We start from the raw sequence: 20865 nt of genomic DNA, 5'->3' as shown, positions 1-20865 counted from the left end.
TTACACTACAATTGATTTTCTATGCGCTACTCCATAATTTCATTTGTTTTTTTAATAGCATTAAGCTCTTGCACTGCAGTGAAGCTTTCAGTTCCGGAACAATTTAGTAGCCAAGCCACAAAAATGCATGTGAAGGGATTGCAAGGCTGGCAGATCAACCAGCAACTAAATTTTGGACCATTTCAAACTTCCAAAATCAAGAGAGGTTGGGACTTTACACATGGTATGCAGCATACAAAATTCAATTTGAAGCCAGAGGAAATGGTTTTAAATGTATTGAATGTTGATGTTGATAAGCGTACTATTAATCAGAAAAATAAGTTTCAATATTCTATACAGGATGGTAACCTTGTGGCGGAAGTTTATGCCATGGATAAGTTTTCTGAAAAGCAACTGGTGTACAAAAGCAATAATCCCTATATAGGGAGTGCTTCAAAAACCAATAAATATGAATATGCTTTTACAGCAGCCATACTTCCTTTAACAGCACAAAACAGTGAACCTTGGTCGCTAGTGCTTATCAATAAATACGATATCGCTAAGGATACAGCCATAAAGTTATTTGATAAGCCTTATGTAGAAGAGGAAGGATATGCTACTAATGGAAAGGAAAATATAGCTATTCGTCCGCTTCATATTGATAAAGTAACAACGAAGAGTGGAAAAGATACAAAGGTAATTGGTGGTAAAATGTTGAGTGGTTATGAATTGCAATGGGATGGTGGTGTAGTGGCTGTGATTGATATTTTAGACAACAATATCTGGTTAGCAAATAATTTAGAGGCGCATGACAAACTGCTTCTCTCATCAATATCTTCAGCTATTATGCTAAAGCGCATGCAGGATGTAGAAAAAGATAGAGATAATTTAGACAATTAATGAAGTAAAAAAGGCCGGTAATTTAAACCGGCCTTTTTTATAAATAGAAGTTTTATCAGGCAAAAGTTAGAGAGAACGCTGTTCCTACACCTTCTTTAGAATGCACCTGTATAGTGCCTTTATGTAGCATAACAATTTGCTTACATAGGCTCAATCCAATACCACTGCCATGTTTTTTGGTGCTAAAGAAGGGTATAAAGATCTTGTCAAGCACTTCGTCTGGCATGCCTTGGCCGTTATCGGCTACTCGAATCACAATCTTTTTATTGGTTGTTTGGTCGGCAGATAATACAATTTTTGGACTCGGTTTGTCTTTAACGGCTTCTATAGCATTTACTGTTAGATTGATCAATACCTGCTCAAGCAAGTTGGGGTCAGCTTGTAACATAATGGATGGGTCCCGCAAAAGTATATCTAATTCAATTCCTTTCTGTTCAAAAGTGGGTTGCATTAGTTGGTGCAGGTTGGCAAACAACTCACTGATATACACGCGTTGCAGGTTTAAGGTGGTGATCTTATTTAAGTTGCGATAGGTCTCTGCAAACTTCAACAGGCCTTCACTTCTTCGTTTAATGGTTTCAATGCCCAACTCTAGATCCTCTAATGCACTTGTATCAAGGCTGCGTTCTTGGCTGGTAGCTACTAGCCTGTGCTTAAGGGTTTCAGCTAAAGAAGATATGGGGGCTACTGAATTCATAATCTCATGTGTCAGTACGCTCAATAGTTTTCTCCAGGCATTTGCTTCTGTTTGGTCAAGAGCTTCGTTTACATTTTGAAAGGCAATCAGTTTGAATTTCTTGCCATCAGTTTGAAAAGTAGTAGCAGACAGGAGAACTTTTAAGTTTTGTTTTTCCAAATGAGCAATGGCTACTTTGCTCTCGCCGGGTTGTAAAACCAGGATCTCTTTATATAACTCTTCATCACGCTTGGCTAATGATTGCACTGTTTTAAGATAGGGGAGCTGAAGCATCTGCTTAAGTGATTCATTCATCCAAACTACTTCACCACCTTCTTCATGATAAGAAAGAATGCCAGTATCAACTAGTTCTAATATCTTTTGTAAATAATGGAATTGCGTTTCGCGCTCTTTGCTAATAACTTTAAAAGTTGTGTTGATCTCATTAAAGCCCTCTCTTAAAGGCTGAAGTTCAACAGGGGCCTGCTTTACATCAAAATAGCGAGAAAAGTCACGGTAATGAACAGCTTCAACAAACTGGTTAAGTTCCTCATGTGTTTTGCGTTGAAAGCGGATGAATTCAATGACTTGATAAATAATCACAGGCGTAATTAATACTGAATAGATATACAGCCCTTTTACAATCAAAAATGACGTTGCTAAAAGGATGATAAATAATAAGATGACGCGAATAATGATGCGCCCTTCAAAATTTTTATATGTCATATTTATTGAGTCTGCGGTATAAAGCCGTTCTGGTAATACCTAATTCCTTGGCAGCTTTTGATATATTTCCATTGTGTTTTTCAATTACGCGTAAGATGGTGTTCTTTTCAACACTACTTAGGTTAGTAGTAACAGCTTCTTCCTCTTGAGCACTAGCAGTTTCAATTGGAGAAAATAACAAGTCTTGTGCTCTTAATACACGATCTTCCGACATAATAACTGCACGCTCTATAGCATATTGTAGCTCTCTTACATTGCCTGGGAAATGGTAGTGTAACAATTTATCAATGGCACTATTGTCAAGTTCTATATTTGGTTTTAAATATTTGTTACTGTAGACTTTACAAAAATGATTAGCCAGTAAAATAATATCTCGTCCTCTTTTACGCAATGGAGGGACTATGATCTCTACTGTATTGATCCGGTAAATAAGGTCTTTGCGAAAACGCGATTCGTTAGCCAGTTCTGTCATGGGCACATTGGTGGCGCATATCAGCCGAATATCAATAGGTACTGGTGTATTAGTACCTAATCGAGTTACCTGGCGGTTTTGCAATACGGTAAGCAATTTGGCTTGCTGAAATAAACTAATGTTGCCGATCTCGTCCAAAAACAAAGTCCCATTATTTGCTGATTCAAATCGACCTAGACGGTCTTCGCGAGCGTCGGTAAAGGCTCCTTTTTTATGACCAAATAACTCACTTTCAAATAATGATTCTGTTAAAGCGCCGACATCTACTTTAATAAATGCTTTATCAGCTCTTAATGACTGTTGGTGTATGGCTTTGGCAATAAGATCCTTACCGGTTCCGTTTTCTCCAAGTATTAAAATATTAGCATCCGTTGGGGCTATCTTGTTGATCTTATAGAAAATATCCTGCATCACTTCAGAATCACCAATCAGCTCAGAGCCAATAACGGGTTTTTCTATTTGTAGTTTTAGAGAAGCCGATGATTGGTTTTTGTTTTTGGCAGCATCAGCTATAGTATTGATCAGCTTTTCATTATGCCAGGGCTTTACTACAAAATCAAAAGCACCTTCTTTTAAAGAGCGTATAGCTAGATCAATATCTCCGTAGGCAGTAATCATAATAACAGCTGCATTGGACTTAAATTCTTTGATCTTATTTAGCCAATAAAAGCCTTCGTTTCCTGTATTAATGGAGCTGTTGAAGTTCATATCCAACAAGATCACATCGAACGACTGTTTGGCTAAGATGGAACGGATATTCTCAGGATTCTTTTCAGTAACAATTTCTTTGACTTCTGGCTTTAATAATAACCGTACAGCAGTTAGTACGTCTACGTCATCATCGATTATTAGAACAGAAGCAGTTTTCAGTGACATAAAAAAGAAAGTGGTTGTATAGGCGAAACTACAATTATGCCGTTATTATAATAGCTTCATAATGAACTTTTTAATTCAGTTAGTGTTCGCAGTTAAAGTGTTCGTTTTTGATACAGTTTGTGTTCGCTAACGTACGGGATCTTAGCAGGATGAAATTCTAACTATTTGAAAATTAAATGGTTCTGTAATTGGCATCATTGTATTATATCATTCGGCAGCCTTATTCTGCATTGATCTTAACCATCCAGTGTTTTAATAATGCTGGATGGTTCTTAAACCAAAATGACCGTGGATCGTAAAATTGAAAAAAAACGCTGGAATCAAAAACGAATACTAAGTATTGCTGGTATCACTGCATTGGTCTTACTCATTTGTGCTAGCTGGTACTTCACTTCTGGTAAAAGCCGGTTAAATGTAGATCCTGAAAGAATCACAATAAGCGAAGTGAAAAAAGGAGCTTTCCAAGAATTCATTCCAGTAAATGGAATGATCATGCCGATCACAACTATTTATCTTGATGCAATAGAAGGAGGCCGGATAGAAGAGAAGTTAGTAGAGGATGGTGCGTTTGTAAAAAGAGGTCAACCGATTCTTCGGTTGTCTAATACCGATTTGGAATTAAGCCTGGCAAACCAGGAAACGGCAGTGTTTGATGTTTTAACACAAATGCAGAACACGAAAAACAATGCCGTTCAAAACACTATTCAACAGCTTAACCATAAAGCAGATGTGGACAATGCATTTATTGAGGCGGAACGCTTGTACAAGCTCAACAAACATTTGTATGAAGAAAAAGTAATTGGTTCACAAGAGTTTAAAGCTTCTGAAAATAATTTTACCTATCAAGTGAATCGTAAGAAACTTAACGAGCAAACGCTACAACAGGATGCTATTTCCAATAAACAACAAATTAGCCAGATGGGTGCTTCGTACGCACGCATGCAAAACGCTTTAGCCTTAATGCGCCGCAAAGTAGGAGACTTGATTGTTCGTGCTCCGGTTGACGGTCAATTAACATCATTGGATGCTGAAATAGGACAATCAAAGAACAAGGGCGAACGTTTAGGACAAATAGATGTAATGAGTGGTTATAAGGTGCGTGTAGATATTGATGAGCATTATATATCCCGGGTAATGATTGGTCAATTGGGGGAAGCAACATTGGCGGGTAAAACATACAAACTGCGAATTAAAAAGGTATATACCCAGGTAAATAATGGTCGTTTCCAGGTGGATATGGAATTTGTGGATACACCACCTTCGGATGTTCGGCGTGGGCAAACATTACAAATTAGACTCTCTTTAAGCGATGAAACGCAAGCTGTTTTAGTTGCTAAAGGAGGTTTCTTTCAACAAACTGGTGGCAATTGGATATTTAAAGTAAATGAGAATGGTACCATGGCTTATAAGGTTGATGTTCAATTAGGCCGTCAGAATCCAGACTATTATGAAGTGTTAAGTGGCTTGCAGCCTGGCGATAAAGTGGTGACTTCTAGCTATGAAAACTATGGCAATATGCAGGAACTAGTGCTGAAAAAATAGTTATAGCTAATAAATCATTTTTTATGAGAGCGCATTGGTATTCTTCATTGACAAATGTTTTGTTATTGTCTTTCAGTTTATGCATAACTGAATTAATGACTAATAGCTTTTCAATTTGTGAAAGTAAAGTAGAAACACCGAGAACTTGTACTACTACTTACGATAATGGATTCGATGTATTAAACCCTTTATACATTTTTAAATAAGCATAAAAATCAACTGCTATTATGATAAAGATCTCCAACTTAGAAAAGGTTTATCGTACTGAAGATGTAGAGACGGTCGCTTTAAATAAACTTTCATTTGAAGTGAAAGAAGGGGAGTTTGTAGCTATCATGGGTCCATCAGGCTGTGGCAAGTCTACATTGCTTAATATTCTTGGTTTATTAGATGACCCTGATGGTGGTAGCTTTTTGTTTAATGGACTGGAGATCGCTCACTATAATGAACGTAAGCGGGCAGACTTGCGCAAGAAGAATATCGGATTTGTATTTCAAAGTTTTAACCTGATAGACGAACTGACGGTTTTTGAGAATGTTGAACTCCCGTTGATCTATTTAGGAATTAGTGCAACCGATCGTAAAAAGCGCGTAGAAGAAGTATTGGATAAAATGCAGATCATGCATCGCCGTAACCACTATCCCCAGCAATTGTCTGGTGGTCAGCAGCAACGTGTAGCCGTAGCGCGTGCTGTAGTGAATAATCCTAAATTAATACTGGCAGATGAACCTACAGGGAATCTGGATTCTTCGAATGGTAATGAAGTAATGCAATTATTGACGGATCTAAATGAACAAGGAACCACGATCATCATGGTAACACACTCTGAGCATGATGCCAGGTATAGCCATCGCATTATAAGAATGTTAGATGGTCAGGCCGTACTGGAAAACATTATTGCATAGGAGACGGATAGAGTAGAGGATAGTTAGACTTCAAATTAAAGCTGATGTACATGATTTGCTTTTGTAAAATGGCAGGTTAATCTCTTTGTGTAACGTAGTCAACTCTTAAATGCTATAATTAGTACTGTGGCATTGAATTCTTTGAAACTTACCTAGAAAACACCTGTAAACAACTTTAGCAATGAATAAACGCTGTTTATGTTAAAGAATTATATTAAGGTAGCACTCCGCAATCTTATAAAAAATAAGGCTTTCTCTATCATAAATATTACGGGACTAGCTTGTGGACTGGCATGTTTCTTATTGATTGCCATTTATGTGTTAGATGAGATAAGTTATGATCGATTTAATCAAAATGCCGAGCGTATATATAGAATTAATTCTGACATACGATTTGGTGGCACAGATCTTCATTTGCCCGTTACGTCTGATATGATGGGCGCTACGTTAAAAAAGATTACCCGGAAGTAGAGCAGTACACCCGAATCTATAATTCAAATGGAGCCAAATTAATTCGGAAGGGCAACAATTTTATAAATGAGAATCGTGTTTTTCATGCCGATTCTACTTTTTTTAATGTTTTTAGTTTTAAAACAATTGAAGGTGACATTAAAACTGCACTAAACGATCCGAATACAGTAGTTATTACAGAGTCTGCTGCCAATAAATATTTCGGTACTACAAATGCCTTAGGTAAAATAATTGAAACCAATGATGATAAAAGTACCCTGTATAAGGTAACGGCCGTTATCATGGATATGCCTACGAATTCACATTTTAATGCAGATCTGATATTCTCAATGGATAATGTGAATTATGAATGGGGCTCTTATCTAAGCCATAATTTTCACACCTATTTGTTGTTGAGAAAAGGTACAGATGTAAAGGCTTTTGAGAAAAAGTTTATTCAATACACGAATACCTATGTGCTGGCCCAGGCAAAGGCTATTATGAACATCCAGAGCATGGATGATTTTAAAAAAGCAGGTAATAAATTGGATTACAGCCTGATTCCTTTAACCGATATTCATTTGCGTTCAGATCGGTCATTTGAATTAAGTCCTAGTGGGAATATCCAATATGTCGTCATATTTTCTGCTGTTGCGCTTTTCATATTGGTTATTGCTTGTATCAATTTTATGAACTTGACAACAGCCCGTTCGGCTGGTCGGGCAAAAGAGGTAGGTATTCGTAAAGTTCTAGGAACGGATAGGAGATACCTGATAGGTCAGTTTCTCTGCGAATCTACCTTAATGGCCGTTTTTGCGTTTATTGTATCATTAGGTATTGTTTACCTGATCTTCCCGCTGTTCAATACGATTTCAGGAAAACAAATGAGCTTTAGCTATCTGTTTTCATTTCCAATACTACTTATTATAATCATCATTCCGTTTATTGTTGGTCTATTAGCGGGGAGCTATCCAGCCTTTTATCTTTCGGCCTTTAAGCCTATCCAGGTTTTAAAAGGAAAGTTAAGTATAGGAGCCAGGAGTGGAGGACTTCGTAGTGTATTAGTTGTATTTCAGTTTGCCACTTCTATTATTCTAATTATTGGAACAATAGTCATCTACAGGCAATTGAACTATATACAAAACAAAAAGCTTGGTTTTAGTAAAGATCAGGTTTTGGTTATAGACAATACCTATGCGCTTGCCAATAATACTACTGCGTTTAAAAATGAACTGGTAAAGAATTCAGGAGTAATCAATGCCAGTTATAGCGATTACTTACCGGTATCCAATTCTTCCCGTAATGACCAGACCTTTTCAAAAGAAGCGGTTATTGATGCAAAGAGTGGTTTAAACATGCAGTATTGGACGGTAGATGATCAATACATCCCTACCATGGGAATGAACGTAGTTAAGGGGCGTAACTTCTCTTCTCAGCATCTAACAGACTCTAACGCCGTCATCATAAATGAAACGACTGCCAAGATATTAGGTTATGAAGATCCTATAGGCAAATTGATTTATACCATTGATGATATTAGTACCGGGAGGATGATCTCTTTTACAATAATCGGCGTTGTTCAAAACTTCAATTTTGAATCGCTTAAAGAGTCAATTGGACCACTATGTATGCGATTTGGTAAAAGCACTGGTCTGGCTTCCTTTAAAGTAAAAGCTGACAAAGCATCGAATATTATAAATCAGGCTGAAGGCTTTTGGAAAACTATGGCCCCTGGAATACCATTTCATTATCGTTTCTTGGATGAATCATTTGATGAAATGTATCGTGCCGAGCAGCGTATTGGAAAGATTGCCTTGATATTTTCATCCCTTGCCATATTTATAGCCTGTTTGGGTTTATTTGGCTTGGCAGCATATATAGCAGAACAAAGAACAAAAGAGATTGGTATTCGAAAGGTTTTAGGCGCCAGCGTTACCAGTATTGTAAGTCTACTTTCAAAAGACTTTATCAAGTTAGTAAGTATTGCCTTCCTGATAGCCGCACCATTAGCCGGCTGGTTCATGTATAACTGGCTTCAAGACTTTGCCTATCGAACGCCCTTAAGTTGGTGGATTTTCTTAGTTGCAGCCATTATTGCATTGCTGATAGCCGTTCTTACTATTAGCATGCAAAGTATAAAAGCGGCATTGGTAAATCCAGTAAAAAATCTGAGAACTGAATAAAACGTATTATATGCTACGGAATTATTTAAAGATCGCCATTAGAAACCTGATGAAACATAAGTTTATTTCAGGGATCAACCTATTTGGCTTAACCGTTGGGGTTACCTGTTGTTTACTGATACTTTCTTATATCATACATGAACTAAGTTATGATAAGTATCAAAGTAAGGCTGAAAATATATACCGGGTTAATCGTACGTTCATAAATCCGGAAACAGGTGATATCAACTTGGCGCTGAGCGCAGTGGCACCTCCATTTGGGCCTTTATTTGTGAATGATTTTCCGGCGATCAAAAAAATGACACGCGTACTTCAAAATGGCAACACTGCTTTTCGTTATGAAGAAAAGCGATTCAACGAGCGTGACGTCTATTTTGCAGATGAAAATTTCTTTGATGTTTTTGATGTGGCTGTTTTAAAAGGAAATAAGGACAAAGCACTCGACGATCCATACACCGTATTATTAACTGAAGAAGTGGCCCGGAAGTATTTTGGTACCAGCGACCCTATTAATAAAGTAGTTCGTCTGGATAATCAAATTGATGCAAAAGTTACGGGTGTTTATAAAGCATTCCCCTCTAATTCTCATTTTCATCCACAGATCATGATCTCTTTCAATACACTGAAGGATACAGCTATCTATGGTGAGGAGCGGTTACGGACCAACTTTGGTAATAATTCTTTTTATACCTATTTATTAGTTCCAGAGGATTATAAGATTAAAAACCTGGAAGCACAGATGCCGGCTTTCCTTGACCGTCATATCCCTTCTGAAGGCGACAAGTTTAAACCCAGCCAATGGACATCCTTATCCTTTACAAAGTTGACCGATATTCATTTGCGGTCCCATAAAGACGATGAAATGGAAGAGAATGGAGATATTAAGCGTGTATATATTTTCTCGGCCATTGCCTTATTCATTTTGCTGATTGCTTGTATTAACTATATGAATCTTTCTACAGCAAGATCTATCATACGAGCGAAAGAGATTGGGGTAAGAAAAACCATAGGGGCAAGTAAACAGGAGCTGATTGCACAATTTCTAAGCGAATCGGTACTTATTTCCTGGATAGCCACCATACTGGCCTTTATACTTACCTGGCTTTTGATGCCTTGGTTGAATGAACTTTCTGGATTGTCCTTGTCAGTTAAAAGCTTATTACAATGGCAGATCATTGTTCCATTATTATTCATTCCATTTATCGTTGGCATTATTTCAGGCTTGTATCCTGCTGTATTCTTGTCATCCTTCCAGCCGGTAAAAGTGTTAAAAGGAATTATCAAGGTAGATAATCATGTCTTCTCTTTCCGGAAGGTTTTAGTGGTTTTGCAGTTTGCAATATCTATCATCCTCATTGTTAGTACAATCGTTGTATTTCAACAATTGCGATTCATGCAAAACAAGTCATTGGGCTTTGATCGCGATCATGTTGTGGTTTTAGGTTACAATAGTGCACTTGCAGAACATTATGAAGGTTTTAGAAATGAAATGACTTCTAATACGCTCATTAAAGAAGTTGGTCGATCTTCCCGTATTCCCACAGGTAGATTATTAGATGCAATGGGTGCACAGATAAAACGTGGTGATTCATTGGCGCCTTCAGGAGCAGATATCAAGATGGTTGTAGGTGACGATGGGTTCTTGAGTACCTATGGAGTAAAAGTAGTAGCTGGACGGAATCTTTCCAGGAGTAATGGCCTTAGAGACACTTCTGCCTTTCTAGTCAATGAAGCAGGGGTAAAAGCTTTGGGATTAAAGTCTCCAGAAGAAGCTGTTGGAAAAGAATTTCAATATGGAAGAAGAAAAGGGGAGATTGTTGGTGTGTTTCATGACTTTCATTTTGAGTCTATGCATGAACGCATTTTACCAATAGCCTTCTTGATGCCTGTTGGTCGTACTTCATATGCTCAACTTTCGATCAAGTTATCAGGACAAAATATTCCCGCAGCTTTAAATCATATTGAAAATACCTGGAAGAAGTTTTTACCAGAAGTGCCTTTTGAATATACATTTCTTGAAGAAAACTTCAACAGGCTCTATGAAGCGGAACAGCGTCAAAAAGCCATTTTTACCGTATTTGCTTGTATTGCCATATTTATTGCTAGTCTGGGGCTTTTAGGTTTATCCGCATTTGCAATTGGTCAACGGATAAAAGAAATTGGTATTCGCAAAGTGTTAGGCGCTGATGTGAAGAGTATTGTAGGCTTATTGTCTGCAGATTTTATGAAGCTGGTTATCGTAGCAGCTATTATAGCTTTCCCAATTGCCTGGTATATTATGCATCAATGGTTGCAGGACTTTGCCTATCGTATTGGTATTTCCTGGTGGTTCTTTTTAGTGGCCGGTATTGTTGCTGCCATAATTGCTTTTATTACAATCAGCTTCCAAACGGTAAAAGCGGCTTCAGCAAACCCTGTGAAAAACCTCAGAACAGAATAATTCTCTCAAAACGTACAACATGTTTTTCCGAAATATTAAACAAATATTCCGCAGCCTTTGGCGTCATAAAAGTTTTACTTTAATAAACCTCCTCGGCTTATCAATTGGCATTGCTGCTGTTGTTATCATCTTTTTGATTGTTAAGCATGAGAACAGCTTTGATAAGTTTCTGGGTGATCGTAATTCCATATATAGAGTTGTAACAAAGCAGAGTAGGGAGGATAAAATAGAGTATGAGGCCGAAACACCTTACCCAACAGCACGTTTTCTAAGAAATGAAATGGCCAGTATGCCAATTACTCAGATTCATTTTAGCGATAACGCGAATGTACGAATTGGAAATCAAGACCCTTTTGAGGAAAAAAACATCATTTTTGCTGATTCGCTATTCTTTTCTGTATTTGATTTTTCGGGGATAGAAAAATTCTGGCTGAAAGGCAATCAGGCAAAAGCCTTGAACGCACCTCGGCAGGCTGTTTTAACCGCTACAACGGCTAAACGGTATTTTGGTGATCAAGATCCATTGGGTCAAATAATTCGGATAGATAATAAAGTTGATGTTCAAGTAGTTGGGTTGATCAAAGATATTCCAGCTGCAACACATTTGCCTATTACTATGCTTTTGTCCTTAGGTACCTTAACTACTGAGTTTATGGGTGGGTTAGATCCTGATAATTGGAACTTTACCAGTAACGGGTATACATATGTTCGTTTACAAAACATTAATGCAGTTGCTTCTGTAAATAGCGCTTTAGCTGCAATTGTGAAGAAATACGGTGCTGAGGAACGAGATCGTAACAAGCAAATGTATTTACAGCCATTATCGGAAGTGCACTTTGATACTACATTTGAAAATAGTAACCCTACCTACACAGTTAGCAAAAAGTATTTAACCATGCTATGGTTGCTGGGTTGTTTTATAGTACTTATTGCCTGTGTAAATTATATAAACTTGTCTACATCGCAGGCTTTTACAAAAGCAAAGGAAGTAGGGGTAAGGAAATCAATTGGTGCCTCAAAAGGACAATTGTTTCTCTATTATATGCAGGAAACAGTTATTGTTACTTTAATAGCAGCTATTATTGGGTTTGTTGTTGCTGGACTTACTTTACCTTATGTCAATACTATTCTAAATAAGTCATTATCGTTTAATCAATTAATCGATCTGTCTTTTTTGTCGGGTGCTTTATTGGCCCTGCTAGTTGTTAGCTTGTTATCAGGAGCCTATCCGGCTTTGGTTTTAGCAGGATTTAATCCGATTACAGCACTTAAAAATCAGCTAAATATACCTAGTAAACAATCGACGCTTTTACGAAAAGGCCTGGTGGTATTTCAGTTTGCAACTTCTATTGCTCTTATTATATGTACAATAATCATTGCAAGGCAGATGGATTACTTCCACCAAAAGAAATTGGGTTTTAATAAAGAAGCTGTAGTGGAAATTCCGTTGCCGGATAGTGATAGTGCAAAGATTGAAAGTTTTCGAAACGCCTTGCAAACACAAGCTGGCATTCAAAATATAACATTTTGCTTGGGGGCACCTGTATCAGATAATGGTATAAGTGTGGGTTTAAGAGCTCCGCAATTGCCTTCGAATATAGAGTATACAGCTAAAGTAATACCATGTGATAAGGAGTATATTAAGGCCTATCAGATGAAGCTAAGAGCAGGTCGGTGGTTTCTCTCATCTGAAGAAAAAAATATTGGGTCAGCCGTGGTGGTAAATACAGCCATGATCAAAACGTTGGGTTATAAAAAACCTGAAGAAGCCATTGGTAAGATTATTGAACTGGGGCTAAATAATATAAGACCAATAATAATTGGGGTAACGGAAGATTTCCATACTACCTCGTTACATGATGAAATTAAACCGGTCGTATTAACACCATTCCCTCCGTTTTACTATGCGGCTGGTATTCGTATGAATCCCGGTAATATGCATCAAATACTAAGCAAAATAGAACAGGCTTGGAAAAAGATCTATCCGGAAAGTGTTTATACATTCAGCTTCATTGATGATGCACTAGCAACACTTTATGAACAAGAAACTAAAGATTATAACCTCTTTAAAGCGTTTTCAGTGATCTCCATTTTTATTTGCTGTATTGGTTTATGGGGCTTGATCACTTTTATTGTTGTACGCAAAACCAAAGAAATTGGAATCAGAAAAGTGCTTGGATCAAGTGTTCATTCTATTGTTTTCCTATTATCAAGGGATTTTATAAAACTAGTAGCCTTAGCCTTACTAATTGCTTCTCCAATTGCCTGGTACTTTATGAATCAGTGGTTGCAAGATTTTGTATACCGTATTCATATCAGTTGGTGGATGTTTTTAATGGCTGGCTTAGTTGCTATGCTAATTGCATTGGTATCAATCAGTTTTCAAACGGTTAAGGCGGCAAAGGCAAATCCGGTTAAAAATCTACGAACAGAATAAACGTATTATATGTTTAAAAATTATTTGAAAGTAGCTATACGAAATCTTCTTCGCTATAAGGGTTTTAGCCTGATCAATATATTGGGTTTAGCTATTGGTATAACCGGCTGCTTGCTTATTGGCTTGTTTGTCTGGGACGAATTGCAATATGATACATTCATTAAGGACGGAAACAGTATATATCGGATCTATTTAAAAAACACTAGCAAAACTGGTGCTTCAACAACGTCTGCCAATACACCTCCTGTTTTTGCTACGTATATGAAGCAAAATTATCCAGAGGTAGAACAAGCAGCACGTATGCTAATGTGGGATGGTAAAATGCTGATGGAGGTGGGGGAAAAACGAGCCTATGAAAATAAAGGCGCTATAGCTGATTCCACATTTTTTGAAATTTTTCCATTAAAATTTACTGCGGGATCTGCAAAAAATGCCCTGGTAGGTTCATCCTCTGTAGTCCTTACAGAAGAAACAGCTAAAAAATATTTCGGCAGTATTGATGCTATTGGAAAAACGATAAAGTTGGATAAAACCAATTTTGAAGTAAAAGGAGTTTTAGCTTCTCTTCCTGAACATTTTCATCTTGATTTTAATTATATCATCCCGATGTCTGCTGCCGGCATACCGGCTGAAAGAATGCAAAAATGGGGATGGCAGCAATTCTTTACTTATTTAAAAGTAAGAGAGGGTACAGACCTGCAACAATTGCAAAACAAACTTCATTTGGCTGTTAAAAAAGAAGGAGAACCTCAAACGCAGGAATCTGGTTTTATTACTATGCCATACTTCCAGGCATTAAAGGATATTCATCTTTATTCGGCAAGTTTTGAATTTGATAATGCCAAAAGGGGAAATGCCACATATGTAAAAGGTCTTACCATCATAGCTTTATTTGTACTATTAATTGCCTGCTTTAATTTTATTAACCTTGCCACTGCCCGTTCATTCCGTAGGGCCAAAGAAATAGGTGTTCGTAAAGCTATTGGGGCTGATCGTAACAGTTGATCTTACAGTTTACAGGTGAAACAATATTGGTTGCCTTTATTTCCATCCTATTGGCAGTTATTGCAACAATTATTATTCTTCCTGCACTAAATGCCTTTACCGGTAAAGCAATATCCTTTAATCTGTTTACCAATCCACTTTTAGTGCTGCTTATTTTAGGTGCTGCTATACTGATAGGTATTCTTTCTGGTATTTATCCAGCCTTGGTGATGTCCGGCTTTCAGCCAATTCGCGTTTTGAAAGGATTAAAACCAACTGGTAACAGTATTAATTCTACTGCTGTTTTAAGGCAAGGTTTGGTTATTATACAGTTTGCACTATCTGCTTTATTAATTGTATGTACCGTAGTTGTGTATCGACAAATGAATTATCTGCACCAAAAAGATCTAGGCTTCAATAAAGACCAGATAATCTACTTTGATACACGAGGGAATATTTCTGATAAATATGATGTTTTTAAAGAGGAGTTAAAGCGTTCACCTGGTGTTGTTTCTGTAACAGGGGGCTATGGATTACCTGGAGATCAATTGGCAGGTGATGGAATAAAATTGCCTACAAAAGATGGTGATAAGGAATATTCAGCTATTCAAATATTAGTTGATCACGACTATATTAAAACAATGGGCTTACAGCTAGTCGCCGGAAGAGATTTCAGCAGACAAATGGCTACAGATGTAAGTGAAGGTTTTATAATTAATGAAACCGCGGTAAAGGAGCTAGGTTTTGGTACCCCTGAAAAAGCTATAGGACAGCCTTTACATTGGGACAAATGGTCTGCAGCCGATTCGCTTGACCCGATAAAAAAAGGAAAAGTAATCGGAGTGGTAAAAGATTTTCATGTCAAGAGCCTGCATGAAAAGTTAAGTACGACTATTTTACAAATCTATCCGCAAGTACTAGTAAAAATGGCTATAAAAGTAAAAGCTGCGCATCTTCCAAATACCATACAACACATAAAAAATACATGGAATAGTTTCTCACCCGATTATCCATTAGATTATAAGTTCCTTGATGAAAACTTTGCAGTAATGTATAGCTCTGAAGACAAATTGAGCACACTTCTTTGGATATTCACTATCATGGCCATTTTTATTGGCTGTATGGGTTTGTTTGGACTGGCAGCCTTTAGTGCAGAACAACGAATAAAGGAAATAGGAATTCGAAAAGTGCTTGGTGCAAGTGTTTTAAATATTACGGCGATGCTTTCTAAAACGTTTTTGAAGCCTGTATTTATTGCTGCGCTTATTGCATTTCCCATAGCTTGGTGGGCTATGAACAATTGGCTGCAAGATTTTGAGTACCGGGTAAATATAAGTTGGTGGGTGTTTTTAATTACTGGTTTTATAGCCTTATTAATAGCCTTGATCACAGTAAGCTTTCAATCAATTAAGGCTGCAACTACTAATCCAGCTAAAAGTTTACGTACTGAATAAAGTACTTTCCTCATACTAAATTCCTAAAAAGACTATAAAAAGAATGGTCGAATTACAAAACATATACAAGTGGTATCAGGTTGGAGGCAATCGCACATTTATTTTAAAGGATATTAACCTGAATGTAAAAGAAGGCGAGTTTATATCAATAATGGGTCCATCCGGATCAGGTAAGTCCACTTTATTGAATATCATTGGAATGCTAGATCAACCAAATGAAGGCAGCTACCAGTTTCTTGGAAATGATGTTTTCAAATTAAAGGAAAAGCAACGCACAGAACTGTATAAGCGATTTATCGGTTTTGTCTTTCAATCTTATCATCTAATAGATGAACTAACCGTTTACGAGAATATTGAAACGCCTCTGCTTTATCAGGATGTTAGGTCTTCAGATAGAAAAGCAATTGTGGCCGATATGTTAGATCGCTTCAACATTGTTGGAAAGAAAGACCTGTTTCCTAACCAGTTATCTGGTGGTCAACAACAATTGGTGGGTATCGTACGGGCATTGATTGCCAAGCCAAAATTGATATTGGCTGATGAACCTACAGGTAACTTGAATTCAACACAAGGTGAGGAGATTATGGAAATCTTCAAGCAGTTAAACAAAGAAGGCGTAACCATCATCCAGGTTACCCACTCAGAAAAGAATGCGGCATATGGGCATCGCATTATTGAATTGATGGATGGACTAATAAAGCATTAAGTTATTATGAAACGTGTATTGTATATCCTAGGTACTGTTTGGTTGTCTGCCACTGAAGTAAAGGCGCAGACACCTCAAGTACTTACGTTGCAGCAGTGTATTGATAGTGCAATAAAAAATAGTATTCAGGTACAACAGCGTTCTTTACAAACAGATGCTGCTGATATTAATAAAGACCAGGCTAAGCTAAACTTGTTGCCAACACTAAATGGCAGTGTGTTTCATGGCGTTAATCAGGGGCGTAGTATTGATCCATTCACGAATAGTTATATAAATCAAACGGTTAACTATGCTAATTATGGATTAGGCTCAGATTTGATCTTGTTTAATGGTTTAAATCTTCGTAACCAGATAAAGCAATCCTCATCCTCTGCAAACGCTGCAAATGCCGACTGGCAGCAATCAAAAGATGATGTTACGTTAAATGTAATTCTGGCATATTTGCGTGTCTTAAGCACAGAGGATTTAATAGCCTTAGCCAAACAACAGCTAGAGGTTTCACGCCAGCAGGTAGAGCGTTTAGAGAAGTTAAATATAGAAGGGGCTATCAGTCCGCCACTTTTATATGATCTGCGTGGACAAATGAAGGAGGGTGAGTTAAATGTTGTAAGTAGCCAGAATGCGTGGCGCAATGCCCTTTTGCAATTGACGCAACTAATGAATATTCCTTATTCAGAAAACTTCAAGCTGGAAAAGATTGATAATGCAAATGCTTTGGCTCCCTATACTGCCAGTGCCAATGAGGTCTACCAAAATGCACTCAAACAGATGGGGGTAATTAAAGCTGCTGAATGGCGTAAAAAAAGTGCATCTTATGCCATTAAGGCTACTAAGGGGTTACAGTTTCCTACTGTGTATTTGAGTGGGAACCTTAACTCCAATTATTCCAGTGCCGCAACACAAGATAAGCTTGTAGATATGTCTGAAGTGCCTACGTCAGATTATGTACTGGTCAATGGTATTAAAAATCCTGTAGTATCTAAACAACCAACTTTTTCTTCAGAAAAAATCAACTATAGTACACAATTAAAAAACAATGTTTTCTCCGGAGTGGGTATTGGCGTAAGAGTTCCTATATTCAACTCTTTACAAGCACGTAATCGTGTGCGATTAGCAACAATCGAATACAAGAATACGGCCTTGGTGGAAGAAAATGTGAAGCGCCAGCTACGTCAGGAAGTGGAGCAGGCCTATTTGAATATGACCAACGCATGGGAGCGATACCAAATTTCTGCAGAACAGGTATCCGCCTATGCGGAGTCCTTTAGAGCAGCAGAAGTACGTTTTAATGCAGGTGTGGGTACATCAGTCGATTACTTGATGGCAAAAAATAACCTGGATAGAGCTAACCTGAATTTATTGATGACACGTTACGATTTCATATTGCGTAAACAAATACTGGATTATTACAACCGATAAAAAAAGCAGCGTAGTTGCTTAAACTACGCTGTCTATATAGATAGTCTTAACTAAGCCAGCCCTTTGTGTTAGCTCTCCCTCTCCTTTAGGAGTGGGCCGGGGTAAGGTTTAATTTTCCTGTCTTAGTATTTCCAAGGGCGGTTGCGTCAATACCTCACGGCTATTGCCCAATCCAATACTTACTGTTAGCGCACAAACACTTAAAAAGACAACAAGGACTGGCCACAAACTTGGTGAAAAACTCATTTCAAAGCTATAATTGGCTAAAGCCCAACTGCCTATTAAAGAAAGTATAATGCCTGTAGCAGCGGCAAATGCTCCTAAGAAAAAGTATTCTAAAGCCGTGATCATAAACAATTGGCGTTTGCTGGCTCCGAGTGTTCGTAATAATACACTTTCACCCATGCGCTGGTATTTGCTGATCAATACGGAAGCAATTAATACAACCAGGCCGGTAAAAATGCTAAAGCCTGCCATAAAGCGTATAACAAATCCTACTTTACTTAAAACATCATCTATGACACTTAGCACTAGTCCCAGGTCAATAATTGAAACGTTTGGAAATTGTTTCACCAGCACTTGTTGAAACTGTGCTGATTTTTCCTTGGATGGTACCCTTGTTAGCAGTACATGAAATTGTGGTGCATCTTCTAAAACGCCAGTTGGAAACACTACCAAGAAGTTGGTCTGGATGCGGTTCCAATCTACTTCCCGCAAGCTACCTACAATTGTGGGTATAATGGAGCCTTGCACATTAAATGTCATGGTGTCTCCAATATGTATTTTGTTTCGTTTGGCAAACCGTTCTTCGATTGAAACACGCACAGTGCCATCCTTATCAGCTTTACCGCTCCATTTGCCTTCTGCTATTTTCTCAGAATCCGATAGGGTGTCTCGAAAAGTAACTCTATACTCCCGGCTAAATACCCAGCGTTGTACATCAATTGTACTGTCTTGTTGCAAGCGCGAAGCTGTGATATCATTGATCGACTCCAGTCGCATATTTACAATAGGTACAGTTCCATTTACCGGTAAACCCTGTTGCCTGGTAAGCGCTATTACCTGCTCTTTTTGTGCAGGTTGGATATCAAACAATACCATGTTGGGTTGGTGGCCGCTAGATGATAAGGATACGCGGTTAAGCAGCAGTGAATGAATAAAGATCAATGTGCAAATAAAGGCAGTACCCAATCCTATTGAAACAATCAGTATAGTTGTCTGGTTATTGGGTCTATATAAATTAGCCAGTCCCTGCCGCCATAGGTAACTCCAGGATCCCGGAAAAAATCGCCGTACTAAGTACATTAATAGGGCAGCTATACCAGTTAGAATTAGGAAGGCAAGGATAACCCCCAATGTAAAGAACAGGGCTTGTCTCCAATTATCCATTTGCAAAAGAGCAAACCCGAAAATGAACAATAATACTAGACTGTATATCAGCCATTTTACCGGATCTAATTTCTTCTTTTGTTGCTGAAAAGCAGCCCGTAACGTGTTCAAAGGAGATATGCGCCGAATGGAAACTAATGGCAATAAGGCAAAGAGAATAGAAATAATAGTGCCTAATAGTATGCCTTGTGTAATGGAACTCCAGGAAAGTGCCGTTGGGATATCAATGGGCAGGATCTCTTTTAGCACCACTGGTAATAACTGTTGAATAATTGTGCCTAGGAAAGCGCCAACAATAGAACCAACAAGTCCAATAGCTGCAATCTGGATCAAAAAGATCAGGAAAGATTGTTTGGAAGAGGCGCCTAAGCAGCGCAAAATGGCTACAGAATTGATTTTTTCACGTATGTATATATGAATGGAACTGGCTACGCCTATACAGCCTAATAGCAATGCAATGAAGCCTATAAGTGATAAAAAGCGGGTCACATCCCTAAACGAACGATTGGTTTCTTCTTTTTGTGAAGCGATCGTGTCATAGTTTAATCCTTCAGCGGATAATCTTGGTTCTAACTGTTTGGCAATTTTATCAATATTTACTTTTCGATCGTACTTGTAGTAAAACTTATAACCAATACGGCTGCCTTTTTGTGATAGCCCAGTTGCTTCCAGGTATTGTAAGGGGATATATACAACGGGTGATACAGATGCGGATAAACCTGTTTGTCCGGGCGCACGTAGTAATGTGCCGGCAATAACAAAGTTCATATTGCCTAATTGAATAGAATCTCCTGTTTGTGCTTTGAACTGAAGCATCAGTGTTTGATCAACCAATGCTTGTTGCTTATTGCGAAAGGAAACTCCAGCAGTAGACGGTTCAGTTTCTAAAGCGCCATAATAAGGAAACTCGCCCTGCAAGGCCTTTACCTGTACCAGTCTGGTGCCACCTGATTTGTTGAAAAGGGCCATGGAAACAAAACTGCGTTCTTCAGAACGGCGATCACCTAAAGAATCGATCAGTTTTTGAGAAGCAGGTGAAACCTGACGGCTACTCGATATTTCCAGATCAGCTCCAATGAGTGAAGCGGCTTGCCGGTCTATTTCAGTCTGCATGTTCTCATTCAACGAATAAATAGCCACAAGGGCTGCTATTCCAAGAATGATAGAGGAGATAAATAAAAATAATCGCGACCGGTTTCGCCGGCTGTCTCGCCAAGCCATAGTCATTAACCACCTCAACCGTATTCCTGTTCTGTGATTCATTCAATTTCTTTTATTCAGTAACTAAATTTCTTTGGATTCCTTTTTTCTTTAGCAGTGCTACAAG

At 38.0% G+C, this 20865-nt stretch carries 14 protein-coding genes; 11 read left to right on the top strand and 3 right to left on the bottom strand.

What is annotated here, in order from left to right:
* The first annotated feature begins 21 nt into the window (after positions 1 to 21).
* Positions 22 to 879 (top strand): hypothetical protein, encoded by an 858-nt coding sequence (locus tag SY85_RS03830; RefSeq protein WP_066401880.1) that lies wholly within the window; start codon positions 22 to 24, stop codon positions 877 to 879.
* A gap of 55 nt (positions 880 to 934) precedes the next feature.
* On the opposite strand, the gene SY85_RS03825 is transcribed toward SY85_RS03830, so the two are convergent.
* Positions 935 to 2281, bottom strand: a complete 1347-nt coding sequence (locus SY85_RS03825) for a sensor histidine kinase (RefSeq protein WP_066401879.1) — start codon at positions 2279 to 2281, stop codon at positions 935 to 937.
* A complete protein-coding gene (locus SY85_RS03820) occupies positions 2271 to 3629 on the bottom strand; it encodes a sigma-54-dependent transcriptional regulator (protein ID WP_066401878.1) in 1359 nt (452 codons plus the stop codon). Before SY85_RS03820 ends, SY85_RS03825 begins: the two co-directional genes overlap by 11 nt.
* Before the next feature lie 282 nt (positions 3630 to 3911).
* On the opposite strand from SY85_RS03820, the gene SY85_RS03815 reads away from it, so the two are divergent.
* From SY85_RS03815 to SY85_RS03780, 10 genes are all read left to right on the top strand, one after another.
* Positions 3912 to 5171 carry an efflux RND transporter periplasmic adaptor subunit gene (locus tag SY85_RS03815; RefSeq protein ID WP_226998996.1) on the top strand — a complete coding sequence of 420 codons (1260 nt, stop codon included), beginning with the start codon at positions 3912 to 3914 and terminating at the stop codon, positions 5169 to 5171.
* Between the two features lie 227 nt (positions 5172 to 5398).
* Positions 5399 to 6076 (top strand): ABC transporter ATP-binding protein, encoded by a 678-nt coding sequence (locus tag SY85_RS03810; RefSeq protein WP_066401877.1) that lies wholly within the window; start codon positions 5399 to 5401, stop codon positions 6074 to 6076.
* 198 nt (positions 6077 to 6274) lie between these two features.
* Positions 6275 to 6547, top strand: coding sequence for a hypothetical protein (locus SY85_RS25855; protein WP_226998995.1), 273 nt, complete (start codon positions 6275 to 6277; stop codon positions 6545 to 6547).
* A 14-nt stretch (positions 6548 to 6561) separates the two neighbouring features.
* On the top strand, positions 6562 to 8709 hold the full coding sequence (locus SY85_RS03805) for an ABC transporter permease (RefSeq protein ID WP_226999085.1): 2148 nt from the start codon (positions 6562 to 6564) through the stop codon (positions 8707 to 8709).
* 10 nt (positions 8710 to 8719) lie between these two features.
* Positions 8720 to 11149: an ABC transporter permease gene (locus tag SY85_RS03800; protein ID WP_066401876.1), complete on the top strand. Its 2430-nt coding sequence runs from the start codon at positions 8720 to 8722 to the stop codon at positions 11147 to 11149.
* A 19-nt stretch (positions 11150 to 11168) separates the two neighbouring features.
* Positions 11169 to 13586 carry an ABC transporter permease gene (locus SY85_RS03795; protein ID WP_066401875.1) on the top strand — a complete coding sequence of 806 codons (2418 nt, stop codon included), beginning with the start codon at positions 11169 to 11171 and terminating at the stop codon, positions 13584 to 13586.
* A 9-nt stretch (positions 13587 to 13595) separates the two neighbouring features.
* Positions 13596 to 14591 carry an ABC transporter permease gene (locus SY85_RS25850; protein WP_226998994.1) on the top strand — a complete coding sequence of 332 codons (996 nt, stop codon included), beginning with the start codon at positions 13596 to 13598 and terminating at the stop codon, positions 14589 to 14591.
* Entirely contained in the window at positions 14588 to 16024 is a 1437-nt protein-coding gene (locus SY85_RS25845; protein WP_226998993.1) for an ABC transporter permease, read from the top strand. The genes SY85_RS25850 and SY85_RS25845 overlap by 4 nt, the downstream gene beginning before the upstream one ends.
* A 43-nt stretch (positions 16025 to 16067) precedes the next feature.
* Positions 16068 to 16730, top strand: coding sequence for an ABC transporter ATP-binding protein (locus SY85_RS03785; protein ID WP_066401874.1), 663 nt, complete (start codon positions 16068 to 16070; stop codon positions 16728 to 16730).
* Positions 16731 to 16736: 6 nt separating this feature from the next.
* Entirely contained in the window at positions 16737 to 18149 is a 1413-nt protein-coding gene (locus SY85_RS03780; RefSeq protein WP_066401873.1) for a TolC family protein, read from the top strand.
* Between the two features lie 108 nt (positions 18150 to 18257).
* Here the strand turns inward: SY85_RS03780 and SY85_RS03775 are convergent, their stop codons facing one another.
* On the bottom strand, positions 18258 to 20801 hold the full coding sequence (locus SY85_RS03775) for an ABC transporter permease (protein ID WP_066401872.1): 2544 nt from the start codon (positions 20799 to 20801) through the stop codon (positions 18258 to 18260).
* Positions 20802 to 20865: the final 64 nt, after the last annotated feature.

The sequence above is a fragment of the Flavisolibacter tropicus genome (genome assembly GCF_001644645.1).
In the GTDB taxonomy this organism is placed as follows: domain Bacteria; phylum Bacteroidota; class Bacteroidia; order Chitinophagales; family Chitinophagaceae; genus Flavisolibacter; species Flavisolibacter tropicus.
The sequence above is the reverse complement of the archived record's forward strand: the minus strand, read 5'-3'. Positions and strand labels throughout refer to the sequence as shown.

What these genes read in the sequence shown, in the direction of transcription:
- SY85_RS03830 (WP_066401880.1), top strand. Translation starts at nt 22, where the DNA reads ATGCGCTACTCCATAATTTCATTTGTTTTTTTAATAGCATTAAGCTCT.
- SY85_RS03825 (WP_066401879.1), bottom strand. Translation starts at nt 2,281, where the DNA reads ATGACATATAAAAATTTTGAAGGGCGCATCATTATTCGCGTCATCTTA.
- SY85_RS03820 (WP_066401878.1), bottom strand. Translation starts at nt 3,629, where the DNA reads ATGTCACTGAAAACTGCTTCTGTTCTAATAATCGATGATGACGTAGAC.
- SY85_RS03815 (WP_226998996.1), top strand. Translation starts at nt 3,912, where the DNA reads ATGACCGTGGATCGTAAAATTGAAAAAAAACGCTGGAATCAAAAACGA.
- SY85_RS03810 (WP_066401877.1), top strand. Translation starts at nt 5,399, where the DNA reads ATGATAAAGATCTCCAACTTAGAAAAGGTTTATCGTACTGAAGATGTA.
- SY85_RS25855 (WP_226998995.1), top strand. Translation starts at nt 6,275, where the DNA reads ATGTTAAAGAATTATATTAAGGTAGCACTCCGCAATCTTATAAAAAAT.
- SY85_RS03800 (WP_066401876.1), top strand. Translation starts at nt 8,720, where the DNA reads ATGCTACGGAATTATTTAAAGATCGCCATTAGAAACCTGATGAAACAT.
- SY85_RS03795 (WP_066401875.1), top strand. Translation starts at nt 11,169, where the DNA reads ATGTTTTTCCGAAATATTAAACAAATATTCCGCAGCCTTTGGCGTCAT.
- SY85_RS25850 (WP_226998994.1), top strand. Translation starts at nt 13,596, where the DNA reads ATGTTTAAAAATTATTTGAAAGTAGCTATACGAAATCTTCTTCGCTAT.
- SY85_RS03785 (WP_066401874.1), top strand. Translation starts at nt 16,068, where the DNA reads ATGGTCGAATTACAAAACATATACAAGTGGTATCAGGTTGGAGGCAAT.
- SY85_RS03780 (WP_066401873.1), top strand. Translation starts at nt 16,737, where the DNA reads ATGAAACGTGTATTGTATATCCTAGGTACTGTTTGGTTGTCTGCCACT.
- SY85_RS03775 (WP_066401872.1), bottom strand. Translation starts at nt 20,801, where the DNA reads ATGAATCACAGAACAGGAATACGGTTGAGGTGGTTAATGACTATGGCT.